This window comes from Belliella marina, from assembly GCF_042682445.1.
GTDB lineage: Bacteria > Bacteroidota > Bacteroidia > Cytophagales > Cyclobacteriaceae > Belliella > Belliella marina.
Map to the genome: position 1 here is coordinate 109666 of NZ_JBHUHR010000015.1, position 20604 is coordinate 130269.

The 20604-nt window shown below is 42.0% G+C and carries 24 protein-coding genes and 1 tRNA gene; 14 read left to right on the top strand and 11 right to left on the bottom strand.

Translation table 11 applies throughout. The features are described from left to right. Window positions 1-41: 41 nt before the first annotated feature. Window positions 42-701 (top strand): class I SAM-dependent methyltransferase, encoded by a 660-nt coding sequence (locus ACFSKL_RS04720; protein ID WP_376883939.1) that lies wholly within the window; start codon window positions 42-44, stop codon window positions 699-701. A 39-nt stretch (window positions 702-740) separates the two neighbouring features. On the opposite strand, the gene ACFSKL_RS04725 is transcribed toward ACFSKL_RS04720, so the two are convergent. Further along, window positions 741-1229: a YdeI/OmpD-associated family protein gene (locus tag ACFSKL_RS04725; RefSeq protein ID WP_376883941.1), complete on the bottom strand. Its 489-nt coding sequence runs from the start codon at window positions 1227-1229 to the stop codon at window positions 741-743. A 129-nt stretch (window positions 1230-1358) separates the two neighbouring features. Here ACFSKL_RS04725 and ACFSKL_RS04730 point away from each other — a divergent pair, with 129 nt between their 5' ends. The 7 genes from ACFSKL_RS04730 to ACFSKL_RS04760 all read left to right on the top strand — a co-directional run bounded on the left by ACFSKL_RS04730 (window position 1359) and on the right by ACFSKL_RS04760 (window position 6411). Beyond that, entirely contained in the window at window positions 1359-2174 is an 816-nt protein-coding gene (locus ACFSKL_RS04730) for a DUF6597 domain-containing transcriptional factor (protein ID WP_376883943.1), read from the top strand. A 12-nt stretch (window positions 2175-2186) separates the two neighbouring features. Beyond that, complete coding sequence (locus ACFSKL_RS04735; protein WP_376883945.1) at window positions 2187-2540, top strand: VOC family protein; 354 nt, start codon at window positions 2187-2189, stop codon at window positions 2538-2540. Window positions 2541-2627: 87 nt separating this feature from the next. Beyond that, on the top strand, window positions 2628-3488 hold the full coding sequence (locus ACFSKL_RS04740; protein ID WP_376883946.1) for an SDR family oxidoreductase: 861 nt from the start codon (window positions 2628-2630) through the stop codon (window positions 3486-3488). A 246-nt stretch (window positions 3489-3734) separates the two neighbouring features. Then, entirely contained in the window at window positions 3735-4964 is a 1230-nt protein-coding gene (locus tag ACFSKL_RS04745) for a hypothetical protein (protein WP_376883948.1), read from the top strand. A 20-nt stretch (window positions 4965-4984) separates the two neighbouring features. Further along, window positions 4985-5674: a histidine phosphatase family protein gene (locus tag ACFSKL_RS04750; RefSeq protein ID WP_376883950.1), complete on the top strand. Its 690-nt coding sequence runs from the start codon at window positions 4985-4987 to the stop codon at window positions 5672-5674. A 30-nt stretch (window positions 5675-5704) separates the two neighbouring features. Beyond that, complete coding sequence (locus ACFSKL_RS04755; RefSeq protein WP_376883951.1) at window positions 5705-6073, top strand: hypothetical protein; 369 nt, start codon at window positions 5705-5707, stop codon at window positions 6071-6073. Between the two features lie 5 nt (window positions 6074-6078). Then, window positions 6079-6411 carry a DUF4870 domain-containing protein gene (locus ACFSKL_RS04760; RefSeq protein WP_376883953.1) on the top strand — a complete coding sequence of 111 codons (333 nt, stop codon included), beginning with the start codon at window positions 6079-6081 and terminating at the stop codon, window positions 6409-6411. Window positions 6412-6530: 119 nt separating this feature from the next. On the opposite strand, the gene ACFSKL_RS04765 is transcribed toward ACFSKL_RS04760, so the two are convergent. Continuing rightward, window positions 6531-6605, bottom strand: a tRNA-Pro gene (locus ACFSKL_RS04765). Between the two features lie 128 nt (window positions 6606-6733). Beyond that, entirely contained in the window at window positions 6734-7222 is a 489-nt protein-coding gene (locus ACFSKL_RS04770; protein WP_376883955.1) for a GNAT family N-acetyltransferase, read from the bottom strand. Between the two features lie 71 nt (window positions 7223-7293). On the opposite strand from ACFSKL_RS04770, the gene ACFSKL_RS04775 reads away from it, so the two are divergent. After that, window positions 7294-8079, top strand: a complete 786-nt coding sequence (locus tag ACFSKL_RS04775; RefSeq protein ID WP_376883957.1) for a type III pantothenate kinase — start codon at window positions 7294-7296, stop codon at window positions 8077-8079. Here ACFSKL_RS04775 and ACFSKL_RS04780 read toward each other — a convergent pair. Next, window positions 8063-8734, bottom strand: coding sequence for a peptidoglycan DD-metalloendopeptidase family protein (locus ACFSKL_RS04780; RefSeq protein WP_376883959.1), 672 nt, complete (start codon window positions 8732-8734; stop codon window positions 8063-8065). The two genes, ACFSKL_RS04775 and ACFSKL_RS04780, sit on opposite strands and share 17 nt — an antisense overlap. 218 nt (window positions 8735-8952) lie before the next feature. Between ACFSKL_RS04780 and porG the strand changes: the two genes are divergently transcribed. The 5 genes from porG to ACFSKL_RS04805 all read left to right on the top strand — a co-directional run bounded on the left by porG (window position 8953) and on the right by ACFSKL_RS04805 (window position 14356). After that, window positions 8953-9723, top strand: a complete 771-nt coding sequence (gene porG, locus ACFSKL_RS04785) for a type IX secretion system protein PorG (RefSeq protein ID WP_376883961.1) — start codon at window positions 8953-8955, stop codon at window positions 9721-9723. Between the two features lie 84 nt (window positions 9724-9807). Next, the gene (locus tag ACFSKL_RS04790) at window positions 9808-10545 is read left to right on the top strand and encodes an isoprenyl transferase (protein ID WP_376883962.1); all 738 of its coding nucleotides are present in this window, start codon (window positions 9808-9810) and stop codon (window positions 10543-10545) included. 8 nt (window positions 10546-10553) lie between these two features. Next, window positions 10554-13250 (top strand): BamA/OMP85 family outer membrane protein, encoded by a 2697-nt coding sequence (locus ACFSKL_RS04795; RefSeq protein ID WP_376883964.1) that lies wholly within the window; start codon window positions 10554-10556, stop codon window positions 13248-13250. 2 nt (window positions 13251-13252) lie between these two features. Further along, window positions 13253-13786, top strand: a complete 534-nt coding sequence (locus tag ACFSKL_RS04800; protein ID WP_376883965.1) for an OmpH/Skp family outer membrane protein — start codon at window positions 13253-13255, stop codon at window positions 13784-13786. A 21-nt stretch (window positions 13787-13807) separates the two neighbouring features. After that, window positions 13808-14356 (top strand): OmpH/Skp family outer membrane protein, encoded by a 549-nt coding sequence (locus ACFSKL_RS04805; protein ID WP_376883966.1) that lies wholly within the window; start codon window positions 13808-13810, stop codon window positions 14354-14356. A gap of 150 nt (window positions 14357-14506) precedes the next feature. Here ACFSKL_RS04805 and ACFSKL_RS04810 read toward each other — a convergent pair whose 3' ends face one another. The 7 genes from ACFSKL_RS04810 to ACFSKL_RS04840 all read right to left on the bottom strand — a co-directional run bounded on the left by ACFSKL_RS04810 (window position 14507) and on the right by ACFSKL_RS04840 (window position 20604). Then, the gene (locus tag ACFSKL_RS04810) at window positions 14507-15580 is read right to left on the bottom strand and encodes an agmatine deiminase family protein (protein ID WP_376883968.1); all 1074 of its coding nucleotides are present in this window, start codon (window positions 15578-15580) and stop codon (window positions 14507-14509) included. Next, complete coding sequence (locus ACFSKL_RS04815) at window positions 15570-16442, bottom strand: carbon-nitrogen hydrolase (protein ID WP_376883970.1); 873 nt, start codon at window positions 16440-16442, stop codon at window positions 15570-15572. The genes ACFSKL_RS04810 and ACFSKL_RS04815 overlap by 11 nt, the downstream gene beginning before the upstream one ends. A 140-nt stretch (window positions 16443-16582) precedes the next feature. Beyond that, window positions 16583-17530, bottom strand: a complete 948-nt coding sequence (locus tag ACFSKL_RS04820; protein WP_376883971.1) for a pyridoxal-phosphate dependent enzyme — start codon at window positions 17528-17530, stop codon at window positions 16583-16585. 254 nt (window positions 17531-17784) lie between these two features. Then, complete coding sequence (locus ACFSKL_RS04825) at window positions 17785-18660, bottom strand: NAD kinase (protein WP_376883973.1); 876 nt, start codon at window positions 18658-18660, stop codon at window positions 17785-17787. 11 nt (window positions 18661-18671) lie between these two features. Next, a complete protein-coding gene (locus tag ACFSKL_RS04830; RefSeq protein ID WP_376883975.1) occupies window positions 18672-19337 on the bottom strand; it encodes a CBS domain-containing protein in 666 nt (221 codons plus the stop codon). A 177-nt stretch (window positions 19338-19514) separates the two neighbouring features. Beyond that, entirely contained in the window at window positions 19515-20075 is a 561-nt protein-coding gene (locus ACFSKL_RS04835) for an anthranilate synthase component II (RefSeq protein ID WP_376883976.1), read from the bottom strand. Next, window positions 20059-20604 (bottom strand): CvpA family protein, encoded by a 546-nt coding sequence (locus ACFSKL_RS04840; RefSeq protein WP_376883978.1) that lies wholly within the window; start codon window positions 20602-20604, stop codon window positions 20059-20061. The genes ACFSKL_RS04835 and ACFSKL_RS04840 overlap by 17 nt, the downstream gene beginning before the upstream one ends.

Below are 20604 nucleotides of genomic sequence, written 5' to 3' on the forward strand. Positions count from 1 at the left end.
TACCTTCACCAACGGTAATCATAGCCTTAAGCAATTTGAATATGGAGAATGAAAAACTCAAAGAAATAGCATCCCAACTAAGACAGCCCCATGGTGCCAAGGGGACAGAAATGGCTGAAGTCATGAATGACACAAACATCAAAATGACCTATCATGCTATTGACCAATTGAAGATCAATGACAATGATAGTATTTTGGAGCTTGGACATGGAAACTGTGGCCACTTGGGATACTTGCTTCAACAAAAAGCCAACCTCAAATACCAGGGGCTTGAAATATCGGACTTGATGCAACAATCTGCCCAAGAGTTAAACGAAGTATTTGTCAATAGTGGACAGGCTTCTTTTCACTTGTACGATGGACTTGGCATCCCATTTCAAGACAATAGCTTTGACAGGATCTTCACGGTGAATACAATCTATTTTTGGGCTGATCCAATCCACCTGATGGGAGAGCTCTGTCGTGTGCTAAAACCCAACGGGATATTGAACATCACATTTGCAGATGAAAAATTCATGGCAGAACTGCCATTTACCCAGTTCGGTTTTGAACTCTACGATATGGAGAGAATAAAAACCATTGTAAAACCCCCATTTAAAATTGTTTCCTCTGATTCCCAGACCGAAACCATCAAAAGCAAAACAGGCGAATCGGTCAATAGGATATTCACCACTGCTACGATTACCAAGGAAGTCCAATAGACCAGGCTCCACTATTTTTCTTCGGGAAATTTGCCTGGTTTAAGGCTTGTCCCTGCCAATAAACCTTTCTTTTCCCAAAAGAAACCGGATGGCACGCTCTACATTTTTCTCTACACTCTTATCGGATTTCAGAAATGATATATACCGTATAATTTCCTGACGCAGCGAGGGTGTCAAGCCATCAAAAATCATTTTGGCACCCTTGTTTTGGTTCAGTGCAGATACTAGTTTTGGGTGCGGTTCTATCATTCTTATTTCTGGATCAAAGCCAATGGAAACATCGATAATCTCTCCGATTCTCTTGGTAGATCTCTCCAGCATTTCCAAATTGATATACAACCTCCATTCCCCACTATACCTTACCAACGTCTGACGATATTCATTCCCATTGACACTTCCCTTTACCCGTATCGGGCTTTTGTCTTTCTTTGCCTGTAGAAATACCATTTCAAGAATCTCCTTGGGAACAAAAACAAAAGGATTGATACCAATCAACTCTAACCTTGCTTTAAATGCGAATGTCTCCATATGGATTATGAGTTTATATTTATAATATCGGTTGCAGTTTAGGGACAATATAAATGAAAACACACTGTTGTTTGCCCATTCAAGATTAATTTTTGGTAAATTGGGGTGATATTGAAATCAAACGAAGTAATGAATTACCTACAAATTCAGCCAATAGAACCCTTGCGGAAATATATCAGATACTTTTGGGTTTTGGAAAATGATAGCTGCTACAGAAGCCAAAAGTCTTTTAAAATAATCCCTGATGGTCTTCCTGGATTGATTTTTCAGGATAACCCAAAAGCATTTTGTGATCAAGACGATCAAGAATTACCCCAAATGTTTCTTTATGGACAGACGACAAGACACACTGTTCATAAGTCGGATGGGAAATTCAGGAATCTTGGCATTTACTTCCAACCAACAGCCTTAAAATCCTTTTTTGGGATTGACGCAAACGAACTGACCGACAGACATATTGGGATAAACGACCTGATCGAAACGGATGTAACAGGGCTACTTTCAGGCAATTGCTCTATCGGTCAACAGGTGGAATTATTGACAGATTTTTTCCTGAAAAGGATAAATCAAAAAAACACAAATTTGGAAAAAGTAGATTTCGCAACCACCCAAATTCAAAAAGGGTATTCATTAAAAAACATCCAAACAGACTTGAAAATATCCGAAAGGTCGCTAGAGCGCTACTTCAAACAATATGTAGGCATTTCACCAAAATTATATGCAAGAATCAGTCGCTTCCAATCTGCCTTGGCATACATCCGTAACCCCAATGCCAATTTATCCGGTGGAAAACCAAACCACCTGACCGAGATCGCCTACCGAAACGACTACTTTGACCAATCCCATTTTATCAGGGATTTCAATGAATTTGCAGGAACGAGTCCAAAGCATTTTATACTTCAGGCAAACGAGCAGGTAGCGAACTTCCCTGAATGGAAAGGTTAAATAGGAATAAAAATGGGAGTAAAACGAATAGTTATAAACATCGATACAGAAGACACTTCAAAAGCCGAAAAATTTTACGGTGACATACTTGGTCTAGAGGTATTGATGGATCTTGGCTGGATCAAAACTTATGGAAATGAGAATGAAAAGCAGGTTCAGATCAGCTTTGCAAATCAAGGAGGTTCAGGTACCGGCACCCCAGACATGTCTATTGAGGTCGAAGATGTTGATACCATCTACCATCAAATGAAAAAATCCGGGTTCAAGATAGAATATGGACCGGTGATAGAGCCTTGGGGTGTATATCGATTTTATGTAAGAGACCCATTCAACAAACTGGTAAATATACTTTCACACATCAAATAGGCAAATTTAGAAGATTTTCCGTTTTTGTCGGTTTTATCCAATCCTGACGGTCTACAGCCTCATAGTTTTGTGTAAAAATGTAAAGTTATGATAGCAATCACAGGAGCAAATGGAAATTTAGGTAGCGCAACTATCCAAAATTTGTTGCAAAAAACCGAAGCGTCTGATATCGTAGCCATTGTCAGGAACCCAGAGACGGTTGTGGATTTTCGGGAGCAAGGTGTAATTATCCTCAAGGCTGACTACAATGATTACAACTCACTCAGCAAAGCATTCGAAAATGTAAAAACTGCATTGCAGGTTTCCACTGTAGGTGTGGATACCCCGGCAGCCCAATTCCAAGAGGGAAATGTGGTCAAGGCCATGGAGACAAATCAAGTAAGCCATATTGTCTATACAAGTATGGTTCAAGCAAGACCCAACACAATTTTTCAGGGAACAGCAGCGCAATTCCATACAGAAGAATTGATTAGAAAAACTGGGATTCCCTACACTTTTTTCCGAAACAACATGTATATGGAAGCTATCCCCGGGCTGATTGGCTATGCTTTGGAAACTGGAGAAATCAGGTATCCTTCCGGTAATGGAAAAGTGGGCTATGCTTCAAGACAAGATATCGCTGAAGCTATCGCAAAGGTCTTGACAGCTGGCAACAACATGCACGAAAACAAAACCTATGAAATAACAGGAAGTGAAGCGTGGTCTTTTCGGGATTTGGCACAAATAATCAGTGAAGAGAAGGGTTTGACAATCAAGCATCTTGATATTTCCGATGAAACTTTCAGAATGGAATTGAACAGCTACCAATTGCCTATACAAGTAGTAGACCTATTGGTCAGTATGGCAAATGCAATCAAAGCAGGTGAATTTTCACACACCGAAAATACGCTTGGAAAATTACTGGGCAGAAAGCCAATGGATTTGACAGCGTACATAAAGAGTCTGTAATTGGGTTTGCCCAATTTGCAAAAATCACTTTTCATCAACATCCATTTTTACAGTATGGATAAAAGCTTCCTGCAATCATCATGGATTTTTTCAGGGGCTTTTTATTTTATTGATTTTGACTTTGTGATAACAATCGAACTCAGGTTATAAGAAAAAGCGAACCCATTTTTTTCATTCTTAAGGTTTACCATCTATTGATTTTTCCACTAAGGATAAAATAAAATTCTTACCAAAACCAATACAGCAATGAAAAAAATCAATGTAACACTACTTATTCTTCTCTCCATATGGGGTGGAATACAGCAAGGCTATGCCCAATTATGGGCAGGCACCCATAACTCTACCTATGGAGAACTTCGATTGGTTGAAGAGTCTTGGCCCGATGGGAAAAGTATTGTATATGGGGATTATAAGGCCGATGGCACTATCGTCGGGGAAATGGATAACGGAGGGAGGATTTATCGCGGTGAATTTCATAATGGTAGTTGGAAGGGAAAATTCTATTTCGATCGGAATTTCCTTCCATCAGCAGTATCTAGAATGACCGAAAACTTCAATTTCACCGGTTTTTATGGCCAAAGTTCAGATAATAGAAACAGTACCCGACCACAAGACAAATGGGATGGGAATAGAATAAACAACCAAACGGTAGGGAGGATTCGGACAGCAGTGTGGTCAGGTAGATGGAATACCAATTTTGATCCGATTTTTCTTGAACAGATCGGGAATGAAGTGACTGGAATCTATGGAAATGGAAATAGAATCGAAGGAACATACAATCCCAGTGATCGGAAATTAAGGGGGAAATTCACCAATGGCGGAAGGGTGGGTTCTTTTGAGTTCACCATCACCGGAAATGACTTTACGGGAGTTTGGGGTTGGGGTGCAAACCTGAACGAGGGCGCATGGAATGGCACCAAATTCTCCAAATCAAACGTTGCCATGCCTGCATTGGCAACTACCAATACCGCTAGCACCAATCTGAACGGCAGGTACAGAGTGCGAATCCAGGGAATTTATACTGCTGTCAAATCCGGTGTCATGTATCCCAACTTGGATATATATGGTTATGTAACTGTCAAAATGTTTGGAAGGTCTGGAAGCGGTCCTGTGACTGAAATCAAGGCAAGGGAAAACAGAAATCCAAACATATGGTCTCTCAACAATTCCAACTCCCTCAGGATCAACCAATCCTCTCCACTGAAATCCCTTCAAAATGGCCCCATGTATGCAGGAAGACACGTTGTTGACAGAACCATCGAATTTGACATCAACAATCAATTTGCCAACGATCAGGCCAAAATATACATCTCAGGATCAATCTGGGAGAAAAACTTTGCAGGAGGTGGTGTGGTATACAAAGCAATTCCTTTGGATATCCCCCTCAAAGACCTTGTCCCTGGCAAAACCTACATATTGGTCAATGAAAGAAGTAGCGATAGAATTTTTGTAACATTCACCATTCAGAAACTATGAAAACAATAACCAACCTGCTTATGGCTGTAATTTTAGTGGCTGTAGAAACCTGTGGAGGTGAAAGCACTTCCTCAGAGTCTTTGGTTGATTCTGGAAAAATCGACAAAGCGATGACAGAGCTCGGTCTGAAAACCGCAGAAAAATTCAATGGGAAATTGGATGAACTTTTGACGTTGGAAATGGCGGCTAAAGTAACGGAGAATGATCTCAATACAGCCGAGAAAAAATACAGTAAGGTTTTTGAGGACCCAAAGACCCATTATGTCTCTTACGGCTGGACCAATGGCAGAAAGCACATATCAGACCTGGGGTTTACCAAGATTGAAACCGACAAACCCGATCTAGTCCAATTAAGTTGGGTTTCTGCTACTTCGGCAGAGAATTTTAGAAACATGTACCGAGAAATCACAGAAGAGGATTTGCAAAATGTTCGTGATGCCATGGATTCCAAAATCAAAGAAGGTCAACTTGATGCCCAATCAGCCAAAATGGCAAAAGAAATGGCTGAAGGTTTTATGTCGGGAAACAACAGCCGGGAATGGTTGGATGGAGTAGCAGATATGGCTGTTTGGATGGAAAGAGACAAAAGCCTGAAGGTATTTCACAAAGGATTGACCTTTTCAGTTCTTGCTGATGTCAGCGATGACAATACCGAAAACAGGAATATTGCTATAGCTTTAGCAAAATTGATCATCAAAGAGAAGCTTTAGGCCATGAAAAAATGCCTAATCATCTTTCTTATGGCTTCTGTTTTCACAACCATCAGACTGTCCGCACAAAATCTGGAATTCACCAATAACAGCAGTACGGGAATCTATCCAAAATTTGTGATCCAAAACGGAAAAACCACCCTTACTGTCAAAGCCATGATCACCGTTACCTATACCTGGAATCAAATCCCTGTGAACTTTGACAATTCGGATGGAAGATCCAGATACAAAATGGTGGTTACCCAAAATATGGGAAGCGCTGTCGTTACCTACGAAATATTCTGGATGCACATGCGTTCAGTCAACCGCTATTCCGGCCACATAAAATCTACCACCAATTTCAACAACGGAAGCAGACCAATAGAAAGATCTGAATCATTTAGGGGAAAAATCATATAAAAACCATGGAAACAACATACAAAGAATCAGAGGATAAAACCATCGCCATTATCGCCTACATTACATTTATAGGTTTGATCATCGCATTCGTCTTGAATGCAGAAAAAAAGAACGAATTTGCCAAATTTCATATCAAGCAAATGCTTGGCTTGGTACTCATGGCTGTTGTCACAAGTTTCATAGGATTGATCCCTTTTATAGGTTGGTTGATCGCTTTTGTAGTCCTCTTTTTGGAACTGTACATGTGGATAGTCGGGCTTCTCAATGCCATTAATGGAAGAATGAAACCCTTGCCTATACTTGGCGAAAAATTTCAGGATTGGTTTAAGGGGATTTGATATTGGCTGACATCCCTGAATATTTGACTTTATCTTGGGTTGTCTGTTTTAGAATAAAAGTACAAAAGCCCGTAAACATATGTTCACGGGCTTTTTGCTGGACACTATAGCCAGATTTGTCGGGGTGACAGGATTTGAACCTGCGACCTCACGCCCCCCAGACGTGTACGCTAACCGGGCTGCGCTACACCCCGATATTCCCACAAAAAAATACCATTCATTGCTTATTTCAAAATTTCCCGATCAGAAAATCTAGGACATGATGCTTTTTTCTCCAAAACACAAATTTGTGACCCTTGTGAAACCATCATGCTCTCCATGGTCAATTGGTTCCTTTTGAAAGCAACTTCTCTATCTCATCCGCCTGCAGGTTGCAGTTGATCCATTCAGCATCCAGGTCGGCACCGTATTTTTTGTAGAAATTGATGGCAGGTTCGTTCCAATCCAGTACCTGCCACATCATTCCCGAGCACTTATCCTCCAGGCATTTCAGCATGGTACGGTCAAAAAGCAATTTGCCGGCTCCAAAACCTCTCTCCGATTCAGTGACTACAATATCTTCCAAATACAACCTTCTGCCCTTCCAAGTACTGTATCTATAATAATAAATCGAAATACCGATTATCTCTCCAGTTTTTTCCTTCACTGCGACAAAGAAACCATAAACAGGATTGGTTCCAAACCCATCCTCTTCCATCATTTCCACCGTATTTGACACCTGCTCAGGGGCTTTTTCATAAAGCGCCAATTCCCTGACCAATTCCAATACTCTGGGAATATCTTTTTTCTCTCCTTTTCTAATCTTATACATGTCCGAAAGTAGCCAAAATTCCAAAAAGGTTAAAATCAATTTTTATATTTGGGCAAAATAATCCACTACCTATGTTTCTATCCATCGATGCAGGCAACTCAAATATTGTTTTTGGATTTTATGATAACCTTATTGCTAATTGGGTTTATGAGTTTAGGGTAGCCACCAAACTTGACCTCAGTATTTTTCAGTTAGAGAAGGAACTGCATTTATTCTTCCTTGAAAACAACATCAAGCCAGATCAAATCACCCAGGTAGGATTCAGTTCGGTAGTCCCTGAAATCAATCCAGTCATCCAACAGCTCTGTGCAGAATTTTTTGGCACACCAACTTATGTTGTCTCGGGAAAAAGCTACAAAAAACTCAAAGTATCCACAAAAAGGCCAAACGAGATAGGGACAGACCTGATGTGCAATGTAGCCGCTGCTTTTGAGAAATTTCAAAAACCATGTATTATCGTCGATTTTGGGACTGCCTTGACCTTTACTGTCGTTGGGAAGGACGGGGATGTACTCGGTGTCAACATCGTCCCAGGTCTAAATACTGCAAAACACTCCCTTTTCCACAACACCTCCAAATTACCGGAGGTGGAATTGAAATTTCCAAAATCCGCCATAGGGAAAAATACCGTGGAGTCCATCCAGGCAGGAATACTTTATGGCTATTCCGGTTTGGTCAGAGGGATGCTTGAAGCAATAGTAAGCGAAACCAAGATTGATTTCAAAATCATTGCTACAGGAGGCTTGTCCTCTATCTTAACCAACCTACATACCAGTTTTGATGTTGTAGACAGGAACCTGACACTGGAAGGGATCAGACAGATCACTTTGGCAAATATCCCTACCGAAACCCAATGATGAGGTTTGGATCTGGGCAGATTTCCTGGAATTTATCCTTTTCACTTTGCGAACATACCCCTGGGAAATCGCCTGTGTTCCCAAGCATATCCCACATCAACTGAAAATGCAAATGGGGTGGCCAGTCTCCATTCTCGGGAAAAGGTCCCAAATGGCAGAGCAGGTCTCCTTTCCTCACCTGCTGCCCCAAAGACAATCCTTCCAAGTCAGTCAATGCCAAATGTCCATAAAGACTGTAAAGTGTCTTTCCATTCAGATCATGCTCTAGGATGATCGTAGGGCCATAATCTCCAAAACCGGCATTGTCCCGGAAACTATATATCCTCCCATCCAAAGGGGCATATACAGGCGTACCAGCAAGAGCCCAAATATCCACCCCTAGATGTATATTCCGAAAATCCTGTTCGGAAGTAGCGAATACAGCACTTCGTCCATAAATCGCCCTATGCTCCATGTACCCCCCGATACCAAATTGCTTTCCCGCATCGCTCAACTGCCCAAACACATAGGCATCAAATACGGGGGTTGAAACCAAATCGATTTCCGAAAGATCTTTGTTTGTACCAGAGAAATCCAAACACATCGTATTTGACCTATCCAAAGGTTGGCCCATTATGGGGAAATACCGGACTGAACCCAAAAGTGTTTGTGACATCTGTTAACCATTTTTTTGAACTGCAGCAAATATATGGTTTAGATGGAAAAATGAGAAACAAGAAACGAGAAGCTAATCTTATTATAGAGGGGGAGAACTTGTTAATTGTCAGTAAACTTTCCATATTTGCCCATACAAAACTTGTCTTAACATAAATTAACCCTGGAAATACCAAAGCAGGTTTTTATATCGTTAAGTACTTCATAAATTGCAACGTCTTGAAAAAAGTCAACTTTTATCTTTACGCATTTCTATTGGCATTTGGCTTCTTTAACCTCCTAGGTCTCAAGGAAGCGAAATCGCAGCAATATGAATTTGGTGGAGGTTTGGGAGTGGCCGCTTACTCAGGTGATATTGTCAGAAGATTGGACAAAGGCAGGGTAGGACTTCAAGGCACGTTGTTTGGCAGACGAAATTTTGACAATGTTTGGTCCCTCAGGGCCGGGCTATCCTATGGTCGGATCAGTGCAGCTGATAGTATCAACCCGATAGATCCAGTTGCTGAGTTCCGCAATGCCTACTTCAAGGGCAATATCTTTGAAGCATCGGCCGTGATGGAGTATCATTTTCTGGATTATTTGCATCCGCAATCTGAGCATAGATTTTCACCATATGGATTCTTCGGGTTAGGTTTTGCTTACTATTCAGGAAAAGGTGCATTTAACTATGATGGAAATGACGATAGGGGGAAGTATTCATTAGGTACACCAGTCATTCCTTTTGGGCTGGGGGTAAAGTATAAGATTGACAACAACTGGATTTTAGGTGTGGAATTGGGTTTCCGTGCGACATTCACAGACTTCCTTGACAGGATAGACAGCAAGCCTAGATTTGCCCCTCCGGTAGATGACCAGGGCAATACGCTGCCCATACCACCAGAATATTATAGAGCAATTTATTTCGGGAATTACAGCGACAAAGATTGGTATTACTTTTTGGGAGTCAGCTTAAGTTACTCCATAAACTCATTTAAATGCTACGCTTATTAATTAATTGACCGTTAGGTTAGAATATTGAAAAAGAAATAGCATTTTTGTACCTCCAAAAAACTACCGTATTTGGATTTGAACGGAATGAAGGAATCAATAGACAGTACAAAAATCCCTCAACATATAGCGATTATCATGGACGGCAATGGCCGTTGGGCACAAAAAAAGGGCGCTATGAGAATTTTTGGGCATAAGCATGCCTTGGCAGCAGTGAGGGACACCATAGAAGCAGCCGATGATTTGGGAGTGAAGATCGTGACGCTTTATGCATTTTCTACAGAAAACTGGTCTCGGCCGGCGGATGAAGTCAGTGCGCTGATGGAAATCATGATCAACAGCTTCATCAGTGAACTTCCCAGGATGGTCAAGAACAATGTTCGGCTGACCGCCATTGGAGACATCCAAAGCCTTCCGGAAGGAATGCAGAAAAACCTCAAAAACACTGTGGAGACTACCAAGCACAACACTGGGGTAAGGGTAAACCTTGCGCTCAGCTATAGTGGGCGTTGGGAATTGGAACAAGCGGTAAAAAACATTGCCAAAAAAGTAGTCGATGGTCAGATGACCTTAGAAGATATCAATCAGGAGACCATCGCTTCCTGTTTAAATACCAATGACATGCCTGATCCGGAATTATTGATCAGGACAAGTGGAGAGCTGAGAATCAGCAATTTTCTACTTTGGCAAATGGCCTATACAGAACTGTACTTCACAGATGTGTTGTGGCCTGATTTCAGAAAAAAGCACTTAGAGGCCGCTATTCTGGATTATCAAAAAAGAGAGAGAAGGTTTGGTAAAACCGGAACTCAGATTAAATCATAAAATAATTGATGAAAAAGTATTTTATTATCCTAGCTTTCCTCCTTACGGCAGGTTCACTTCATGCTCAGATCCGTTTGGGTCAGAGCCGATATACCTCTCCGAAGCCGGTGGATATTTTGGAACTTAATTATTCAAAACCGCAACAGTTTAGGATAGCAGAGATCAAGGCCGTAGGCCTTGCCACACTTGATGAGATTGCGATCGTTTCACTTTCTGGATTGAAGGTGGATGATATGATTTCAGTTCCCGGTGATGCTATCTCCAATGCATTGAAAAAGCTTTGGGGCCAGGGGATCATAGGGGATGTCAAAATCTTAGTCACCAAAATAGAGGGGGATGATATCTACCTCTTGCTCGATTTGACAGAAAGACCCCGATTCAGCAGGGTCGAGTTCTCAGGGGTCAACAAAACCCAGGAAAGTGAACTCAAAGACAAGGTGAAGATCAGGGGGCGTGTCGTAAGGGATGATGTATTGAACACCTCCCAGCGGAATATCCGCCAGTATTTTGTAGACAAGGGGTTCTTGAATACTGAGGTAAAGGTGATACAAGAGAGGGATACGACTCTGCCAAACAGTGTCAAACTGAAATTTGATGTAGACACCAAGTCCAAGGTGAAAATCAACGAAATCCGGATTGATGGCAATGAAGAGATCAGCGACAAGAAAGTCAAAGGCAAACTCAAAGGAACTAAAGAGCATCCGAGGCTTCATTTTTTCAGGGAAGTCTACAGCAGGTTGACCAACACCACACCAAAATCTGCCAAAGAAGCCATCGTATACAGAAATCCAGTTTCTGATGAGGAAGTCATCACCTATATGAACAAAAACTTCAAGTTGAATTTCTTCAACGGATCGAAGTTCGTGACCAAAGACTTCAGGGAAGACAAGGAAAGCGTGATCGACTTCTACAACACCAAAGGATTTAGGGATGCAGAAATCCTATCAGACACTGTCTACAAATACTCTGAGAGCACTGTCAATGTAGGCCTGAAAATAGAGGAGGGTAACAAATATTATTACAGGGACATCAACTTTACCGGTAATTACATCTACTCCGACAGTGTCCTTTTGGCCAAGTTAGGCATAGAAAAAGGAGATGTGTACAACAAGGAAAAGCTCAGCAAAAGACTCAACTATGATCCCCAAAAAGGGGATGATATATCTTCCCTATACCAAGATGACGGATACCTGTTTTTCAATATTGATCCAGTAGAAATCAATGTACAAAACGACTCCATCGACATAGAATTGAGGATACTGGAAGGTCCACAGGTAACTGTGAATTCTGTATCCATAGAAGGGAATGAAAGGACTTCCGACCATGTGGTCATGCGAGAGATCAGGATATTGCCAGGCCAAAAATTCAACAGGTCTTTGCTGGTAAGAACGATAAGGGAACTTTCCCAGTTGGGCTATTTTGATCCGGAGAATATCGAACCTGATATGCGTCCGAATTTCGAAGATGCCACCGTGGATATTGTATTCAAACTGGAAGAAAGACCCAATGACCAAGTAGAGTTGTCTGGTGGTTGGGGAGGACTCTTTGGCTTTGTAGGTACAGTAGGTTTGGTATTCAACAATTTCTCGATCAAAAACATTGGCAATTTTGAGAAATGGAGGCCACTTCCCGTAGGAGATGGACAGAAGCTGTCCTTGAGAGTTCAGGCGAATGGTAGGTCTTTCCAAAACTACAGTGCATCTCTGACCGAACCTTGGTTTGGTGGCAAAAAACCAAATGCTCTCAGCCTGAGTGTCAACCACTCGGTACAACGAATGGTAGATTTCCGAAATATCCAAGACTCAAGGAGTGACCAAGGTTCATTCAGCATTACGGGAGCCACTCTGGGATTGGCCAAAAGGGTAACCTGGCCAGATGATTACTTTATGATCAGCAATTCCCTACAGTTTCAAATATATAATTTCGATAGATTTGGAGACAGATTTGGGTTAAGTTACAATACTGGTAAATCGAGTAGTTTGACCTTCAACACAACGATTTCCAGAAACAACGTAGATAACCCTATCTATCCAAGATTGGGATCAAACATCTCTTTGGCGACGTCCTTTACCCCGCCCTATTCTTCATTGAATAGGAATATCAACCGTGAATCCCCGGATGAGGAGCGTTTCAAATGGCTGGAGTATCATAAGTGGATGTTTGATGCTACCTTCTACACCCCAGTATTTGGTTCTAATAAATGGGTGATAAGTGCAAGATCCCATATGGGCTTCTTGGGATCCTATGGCAACAGAATCGGAATGATCCCATTGGAAAGATTTGTGCTTGGGGGTGATGGGATGACTTTCAATAACTTTGCCCTTGGGCAGGAAATCGTAGGCCTTAGGGGATATGAAAACCAAGTCCTCACCCCAAACCAAGGAGGACGAGGAGGTGTAGCCTACAATAAACATGTGATGGAATTGCGTTTCTTGGTATCTCCCAACCCATCTGCTACGATATTCCTTTTGGGATTTGCGGAGGCGGGAAACAACTGGGGATCTTATGCTGAGTACAATCCGTTTAACCTTTATAAATCTGCAGGTGTAGGTGCCAGGATATTTATGCCGGCATTCGGTCTTTTGGGTATTGATTGGGGATATGGTTTTGATCCTCTTGAGCAGCGATTCCTGATTGACCAAACCCAAAGAGGCATCAGATCCGGACCACAATTTCACTTTACAATCGGTCAACAATTCAGATAAGTATGGAAAAATCCTTGAATTTGTTAATTTTGTCAGGAATATTGGTGCTGACAATGGGTGTACAACAGGCATCAGCCCAGAAATGGGGTTACATAGATTCGGAGTATATCCTGAACAAACATCCTGACTACAAGCTTGTTCAGAATGAATTGGAAGCACTGAATGCAGCTTGGAAAAAAGAGGCACAAAATTTGGAAAGAGAAGTAAAAGAAATGCTTTCCAACCTCAAGGCAGAGGAAGTACTATTGACAGAGGAGATGTATCAAGAGCGCATGGCTGCCATCGAAGAAAAGCAGAAAAGTGCGGTAGCATTCAACAACCGGGTATTTGGCATCAATGGCCAATATTACCAAAAACAGACCGAATTGCTACAGCCACTGCAATCCAAAATCTTTGACGCCATCGACCGGGTGGCCAAAAGAAATGGATTGGCTGCCTTACATGACAAAGCTGCCAATATGGGCTTGATCTATACTGATCCGCGACATGATTACTCTGAATTTGTATTGGAAGAATTAGGAATAGAAAACAAATAAAAAAAACAAATAAAAACTAAAATGATGAAAGCAAAATTTATCCTTTCGGCAATCGCTATCTTTTGCGTAGGATTTGTAGCTCAGGCTCAAGATGTAAAAATTGGCTATACCAATGTGGAATTGATTATGGATTTGATGCCGGAAATGGAGCAAATCGGTGCTGATATCCAGGATTACTCACAACAACTTCAAACCCAGATCCAAACTAAGGGGGCGGATTTTCAAAGACAAGTAGATGCTTATGAGAAAGCTGCTCAGACAATGACTGAAGAAGCTAGAAATACAAAAGTCCAAGAATTGACAAAGCTTCGTGATGACCTTCAGAAGTATCAACAAGATTCGGAAGTGTCTTACCAGAGAAAGCTGCAGGAGCTATTGGAGCCAGTACAGACTAAGGTATTCAATGCGATCAATGCAGTAGCCGCTGAGAACAATTATACCCATGTATTTGCAGAATCAGCTGGCCAAGCCCCAGTATTGCTGTATACAAGAGATGATGATAAATTCACTGAGTTGGTCTTGACGAAGTTAGGTATCGAAATTCCACAAGGAGGAGTTTCCAACCCATAATCAAGACAGACACAATTATATAAAAAATCCCACTTCAATCTTGAGGTGGGATTTTTTTATGGGAATTATGCCGCCACTTATAAGCTCCACGACAGTACAGCGAAAGTGAAAGGGCTACCATGTGGACTCAAAGGTATCTGAGCAAGCGTACTACAAGGGCTCCTGTTGGCTCAAGCAGTGAAAACTTCCCAATCCCCAAATCAAATCCAGGGAATCTATCCCCGTCACTTTTCTATCCGGAAAACAGGAAGCGATGATCTCCAATGCCTTATCATCATTGGCATCCCTAAAGGTAGGTACTACAACCAAATTATTGGCGATGTAGAAATTGGCATAGGATGCAGGCAGCCTCATGTCCTCATATAATATGGGAGCAGGCATTGGCAATTCTACCACATTCATTTGCTTTCCATTTTCCAATCTCAGTTTTTGCAACAGCTTGGTGTTGTCCTGAAGCGGTTTATAATTTACATCTTTTTTATTATGTTCCACTACTGTCACCACCGTATCCCCATTGACAAACCTGGTCAGATCATCAATGTGTCCATCTGTATCATCCCCCTCTATCCCGTCACCCAACCATAGGATATTCCCCACTCCATAGTAATCCTCCAAATACCTTTCAATTTGGGATTTTGAAAGATGTGGGTTTCTATTGGGATTGAGCAAGCAAGCTTCGGTAGTCAAAAGTGTCCCATTTCCATTGACCTCAATGGAACCTCCTTCCATAATGATCCCAGGTGTAAAACAAGGGATATCCCTAAGTTTTGCAATATGGTGCGGGATCTTGTTGTCCAGATCAAAGGGAGGGTATTTACCTCCCCAAGCATTGTAGTTCCATTTCACCAAAGCTTTTGGCTGGTCAGAAAGGGGATTGGTCAAAAAAGCAGGACCATGATCCCTACACCAAGCGTCGTTGGTGGGGAAGTAATGGAAAAAGACCTTGTTGAGGTCGGCTCCCACTACCTCAAGGTGCCTGAGCGCAAAGGCCTTCATTTTCTCATCTGACACATTGATATGCACTTCTTCTTCAGCTGCAAGTTCTTTGATAAAATTCGCATATGAAGGATATATCGTATCAATCTTTCCTGGCCAAGAAGCCTCCTTGTGCGGCCAGCTCAACCAAGTAGCTGCATGGGGCGCAAACTCTGCCGGAAAAGAGTAACCCAACTCCCTTGGTGTAGCATGCCCATCAACTATTCGGGTATCTATCTCAGTCTTCATCTATGTAGCGCTTGGTAATGGGACTGTATGTTTCGATGCGGCGGTCTCTCAAGAAAGGCCAGTGGGTTCTGTATCGGTCAGAACCTTCCATATCCAATTCTTCCACATGCACAGTTTCAGCTTCATGACTGGCCTGATAAGTAACCCAACCGAAAGCATTGGTAACAAAAGAACCTCCCCAAAACCTCATCTCTCCTTCTACCCCAACCCTATTGACAGCCACTACCGGTACACCGTTTGCCACGGCATGGGATTTTTGGATTGTCTGCCATGCGTGGTATTGCTCTTTGTTGGTCTTCTCATCTTGGTCTTTGTGCCAGCCGATGGCTGTTGGGTAGAATAAGATCTCAGCCCCCATCAATGCCGTAATCCTAGCTGCCTCCGGATACCACTGATCCCAGCAGATCAATACGCCTATTGTAGCCACTTTGGTTTTGAACACTTTGTATCCCAAATCCCCTGGTGTAAAGTAAAATTTCTCATAGTATCCTGGATCATCAGGAATGTGCATTTTCCTATATTTTCCCAAATAGGCTCCATCAGCATCCAATACCGCAGTGGTATTGTGGTATAAACCCTCCGCCCTTTTCTCGAATAGGGAAGCAATGATCACAACACCCAACTCTTTGGCAAGTGGGGAAAGGCAATCCGTAGATGGGCCCGGAATCTGTTCGGCCAGGTCGAAGTTCCCATGATCTTCCACATCACAGAAGTATAGTGAGCCAAATAGTTCCTGTAGACAGATGACCTGAGCCCCTTTGGCGGCGGCTTCCCTAATGCCCATTTCAGCTTTTTTTCTATTTTCGGAGAGGTCTTTGTCACAGGAATTCTGCACCAGACCAACGTTGACTTTTCTTTTCAAGGCAATTATTGATTAGATGATAAATACTAGATTTTAAAGCTTTAAATCTAAAGCAAATTCCTATTAAATCACATCAATTTTACTTGTTGAGGCAAAAAAGAATTGATTGAAAAAATCCAAATCATACATTCGACTATTGCTCAAAAAGGCAATTTACCCAAATCCACATTGCCTCCAGAGAGGATAATGCCAACTTTTTGACCTTTGAAGTGCTCTTTGTTTTTGAGCAAGGCTGCCAATGGAACGGCGCAACTTGGTTCTATGACGATTTTCATTCTTTCATAGATCAGACGCATAGCTTCTATGATTTCTTCGTCGTTGATGGTAAGAATATCATCAACATAATTTATGATGATATCAAAATTCAATTTTCCCAGAGAAGTCAACAATCCATCTGCAATGGTATTGGGTGCTTTCATGGGTATTAATTCCTTTGCGTGAAATGACCTGTAGGCATCATCAGCCCCTTTGGGCTCCGCACCGATCACTTTGGCATTTGGAGAAAGATATTTTGTAGCCAAAGCCGTACCACCCAAAAGCCCGCCACCTCCAACTGGAGTAATGATGGTGTCAAAAGAAATCCCTTCATCCCACATTTCCAAAGCACAAGTTGCCTGCCCCTCCACTACATCAAAATAATCGTAGGGAGGTATAAAAGTAGCTCCAGTCTTTTCTACAACAGCATTGAGGGTCGTCTCTCTTGCCAACAAATTGGGTTCACACTCTATAATCTCCCCACCGTAAGATTCCACAGCTTTCTTCTTGATCTCTGGAGCAGAAGATGGCATGACGATATAGGATTTGATGCCAGCGACTGATGCTGCCCTTGCCAAAGCTGCAGCATGATTCCCCGATGAATGTGTTGCCACCCCATTTTCCCTTTGCTCTTCTGTAAGTTTGACAACTGCATTTGCAGCTCCCCTGGCCTTAAAAGCCCCAACTTTCTGAAAATTCTCACACTTGAAAAAGATTTCGCAACCTCCTATCTGATTGATTGCCTCAGAGCTTAATATAGGAGTACGATGGATAAATGGCTGTATCCGCTGGTGTGCCGCTTTGATTTCTTCTAAACTTGGGAAGTTTTGCATTGAAAATAGTTGGTTAGGGAAATTGTTATTGATTAATTGAGCATGGAGGGTTTGTCATTATATTCTCCCTTCCCGCAAAGAATGCTAAGTGGCAAAGTTTGCAATTCTATTCAAGGTTTAACCCTGCCTGACGTCAGGCAGGCCCATTCGGGGTTAGATGTCACTTGCATCTTGCGTCTTGTGTCTTGTATCTTATGTCTTGTATCTTGCTTCTCTTCTCACGCTTCTCGTCTCTTGCCTCTCGCTCCTCGCCCCTAATTCCTCATATCAAAACCCCAATTCAGTTTCTGTCTGATTGTGTCGAAGAAATGGTAATCGTGGAATTTTACCAGATTCGCAGAGAAGCTTGCTTTTTTCACCTTTAATTCATCAGTCGCATCAACGGTAGTGGATCTGGAATCCAAAGACACGAGAAACTTTTCTCCCCTTCCTTCTATCTTGAAGCTCATTTCACACTCATCGGACAGGATGATCGGTCTCACATTGAGATTATGTGGACTCACCGGAGTAATGACAAAATTCCTCGCCCCGGGTGTAATCAACGGGCCTCCACAACTCAAGGAATAACCTGTAGACCCTGTTGGGGTAGCCACAATCAACCCATCCGCCCAGTAGCTATTCAGGTATTGTCCATCTATATAAGTATGGATGGTTATCATGGAAGAGGTATCCCTCTTATGCATAGTAAATTCATTCAACCCAAAATTCAGTCCATTGAAAATCTGCTTTTCTGTATTGACACTAACCAGCGCCCTTTTTTCCACCGAAAAATTCCCTGCAATCAATTGCTCAATCGCATTATCTATATCTTCCTTTGCTACTGTTGCCAAGAATCCAAGCCTACCGGAATTGATCCCCACTATCGGAATTTCAAACTCCCCCACCAAACAAACAGAGTCCAACAATGTCCCATCTCCCCCTACAGACAGTATAAAATCCATCTGCTCTATCAAACTCTTGGGATTCAAAGGTTCATAGCCCTCAAGCTTGACATTGTTCTTCTTAAGGGATTTGGAAAATCCCTCTGTGAAATAAATACGGATATCGTGTGATTTCAAACAGTTGATCAGCTGCTCAATATGGGGTACAAATTCTCTCGGAAAACCTATTCCGTGAATTGCTATGTTCATTTATGATTGGTTTAGATGTCCAAAAATCTCAACAGATTCCCAATGCGATCCTGCTCTCTGTCTGGCTCGTTTTCTTCTTGATAATGATCGATAATCCTATAGCCAAAGCGCTCCAAGGTCGCCTTGATATGTCTCAACTCTACTTTATCCAGTTTCAAGGTGACTTTGATCTTGCTATCATCAAGTGGGTCAATAGAGATGAAACTGGAGAGGATTTTGGCATTTTCCGATTCAATGACACGGGCGATCTCATACATGCTGTAGTCAGTCATAAACATGGACAATACCACCACAGCACCCTGAGACTGAATGGACAAGCTGTCTGCAAATGCCCCAATCGCATCTTCCATGGTGACTACCCCCAAGTATCTAAGGTCTCTATCAAGCACAGCGACCATATTGGAGTGATGTTCTGCCGCCACCCTCAAGACATCATAAATATGCTTGTCCTGGTAAACATAGCATGCCAATGAATCCGCTTCAATGTCCCCTATGCTAAGATTTGGGTCGTTGAGCGTATAGATCAAATCATCTGAAACAAGCCCTCTAAATTGGGAATCTTCCACTACAGGCAAAACATTGATACGGATCTCCTCCATCCAAGCCAATGCTTTCTTTGCATTGTCAGTAACTTTCAATGGCGGAATCAGATTGTTGATGAAGTCGTATGCCTGCATGATCTAAAGATATTAAATTGCTATCGAATAATAAACTAAAAATCGATATAAGAGGTTCGGGAAAAGAGAAGGAATGTAAAAAGGAGGTTGAAATTAGGAGGGTAGATTTTAGATTGAAGCTATTCAATCAGCTTCTGATATAAAACCAACCGAGTGCCACCCTTAGGATCCTAATAGTTATAGACCTTTTGTCCAATTTTTGATAATCTCCAATCCAAACTCCGTCAAATGTGCTTCGGGATGATATTGGATCCCCACAATTGGGAGCTCTCTATGGGCGATGGCCATGACCTCTCCTTGGTGCGTTTCCAGCAATAGCTGCAGGCAACCGGGTAGGTTCTCCAATACCAAGGAATGATACCTGGTGACTTCAAACTCATCCGGCAAATTCCGGAGTACGGGATGCCCTGAAACTTTTTTGACCTTATGCACTTTTCCGTGTACAGGGATGTTGCTTTTCACCAAGTTTGCCCCAAAAAACTCCCCTATTGCCTGATGCCCCAAACAAACCCCCAATACAGGGATTTTGTCATGGTAATATTCCAGAATCCCTGTCAAATTCCCCGCTTTGGCTGGTGTTTCAGGTCCTGGAGACAGGATAACCCCTTCAAAGACATCATCCTTGATCGATGCTATATCCAGGTCATTCCTCACAATTTTCAAGTCTTTGCCTGTCTGACGGAGATAATCGGCCAGAATATGTGAAAAAGAATCAAAGTTATCAATCAACAGCAGCATTCCTCGCAGTATTTACCAGTGTCTGTATAGACTCTACAGCTTGATTGATGATTGGGGTATAACTATCCACCAGATTGATTACAAAAGGTGCTATAGGCTGTAAAATTGGGTATAGTTTAGATTCATTGATCATATTATCGGAAAACTCAAACTCAAAAGAATTGGCTACCCATAGCAAAAGGCTCAGGATAAACCCTGTCTTCAACACGCCCAAAACTGAACCTGCAATATTATCCATGGAGCCAAGTACTGTAAGGTCAATGGTTTTTTTGACTAAGAAAGCCAAACTCCTGATACCTATAATCACGATCAAAAATATTATCAAAAATGCCACAAACGGCAGCATGAAAGTCAGGTTCTCAATTTTGGTGGCCAAAACTTCCGCCCCCCAATCCATCAGGTGAAAAGCCAAAACAATGGCGACAAAAAAAGCCACTATAGATATGATTCCAATAAATAAGCCTTGCCTATATCCACTATAGGCACCTATGGCTAAAATAATGAAAATGGTGATATCTAAAGTGGCCAA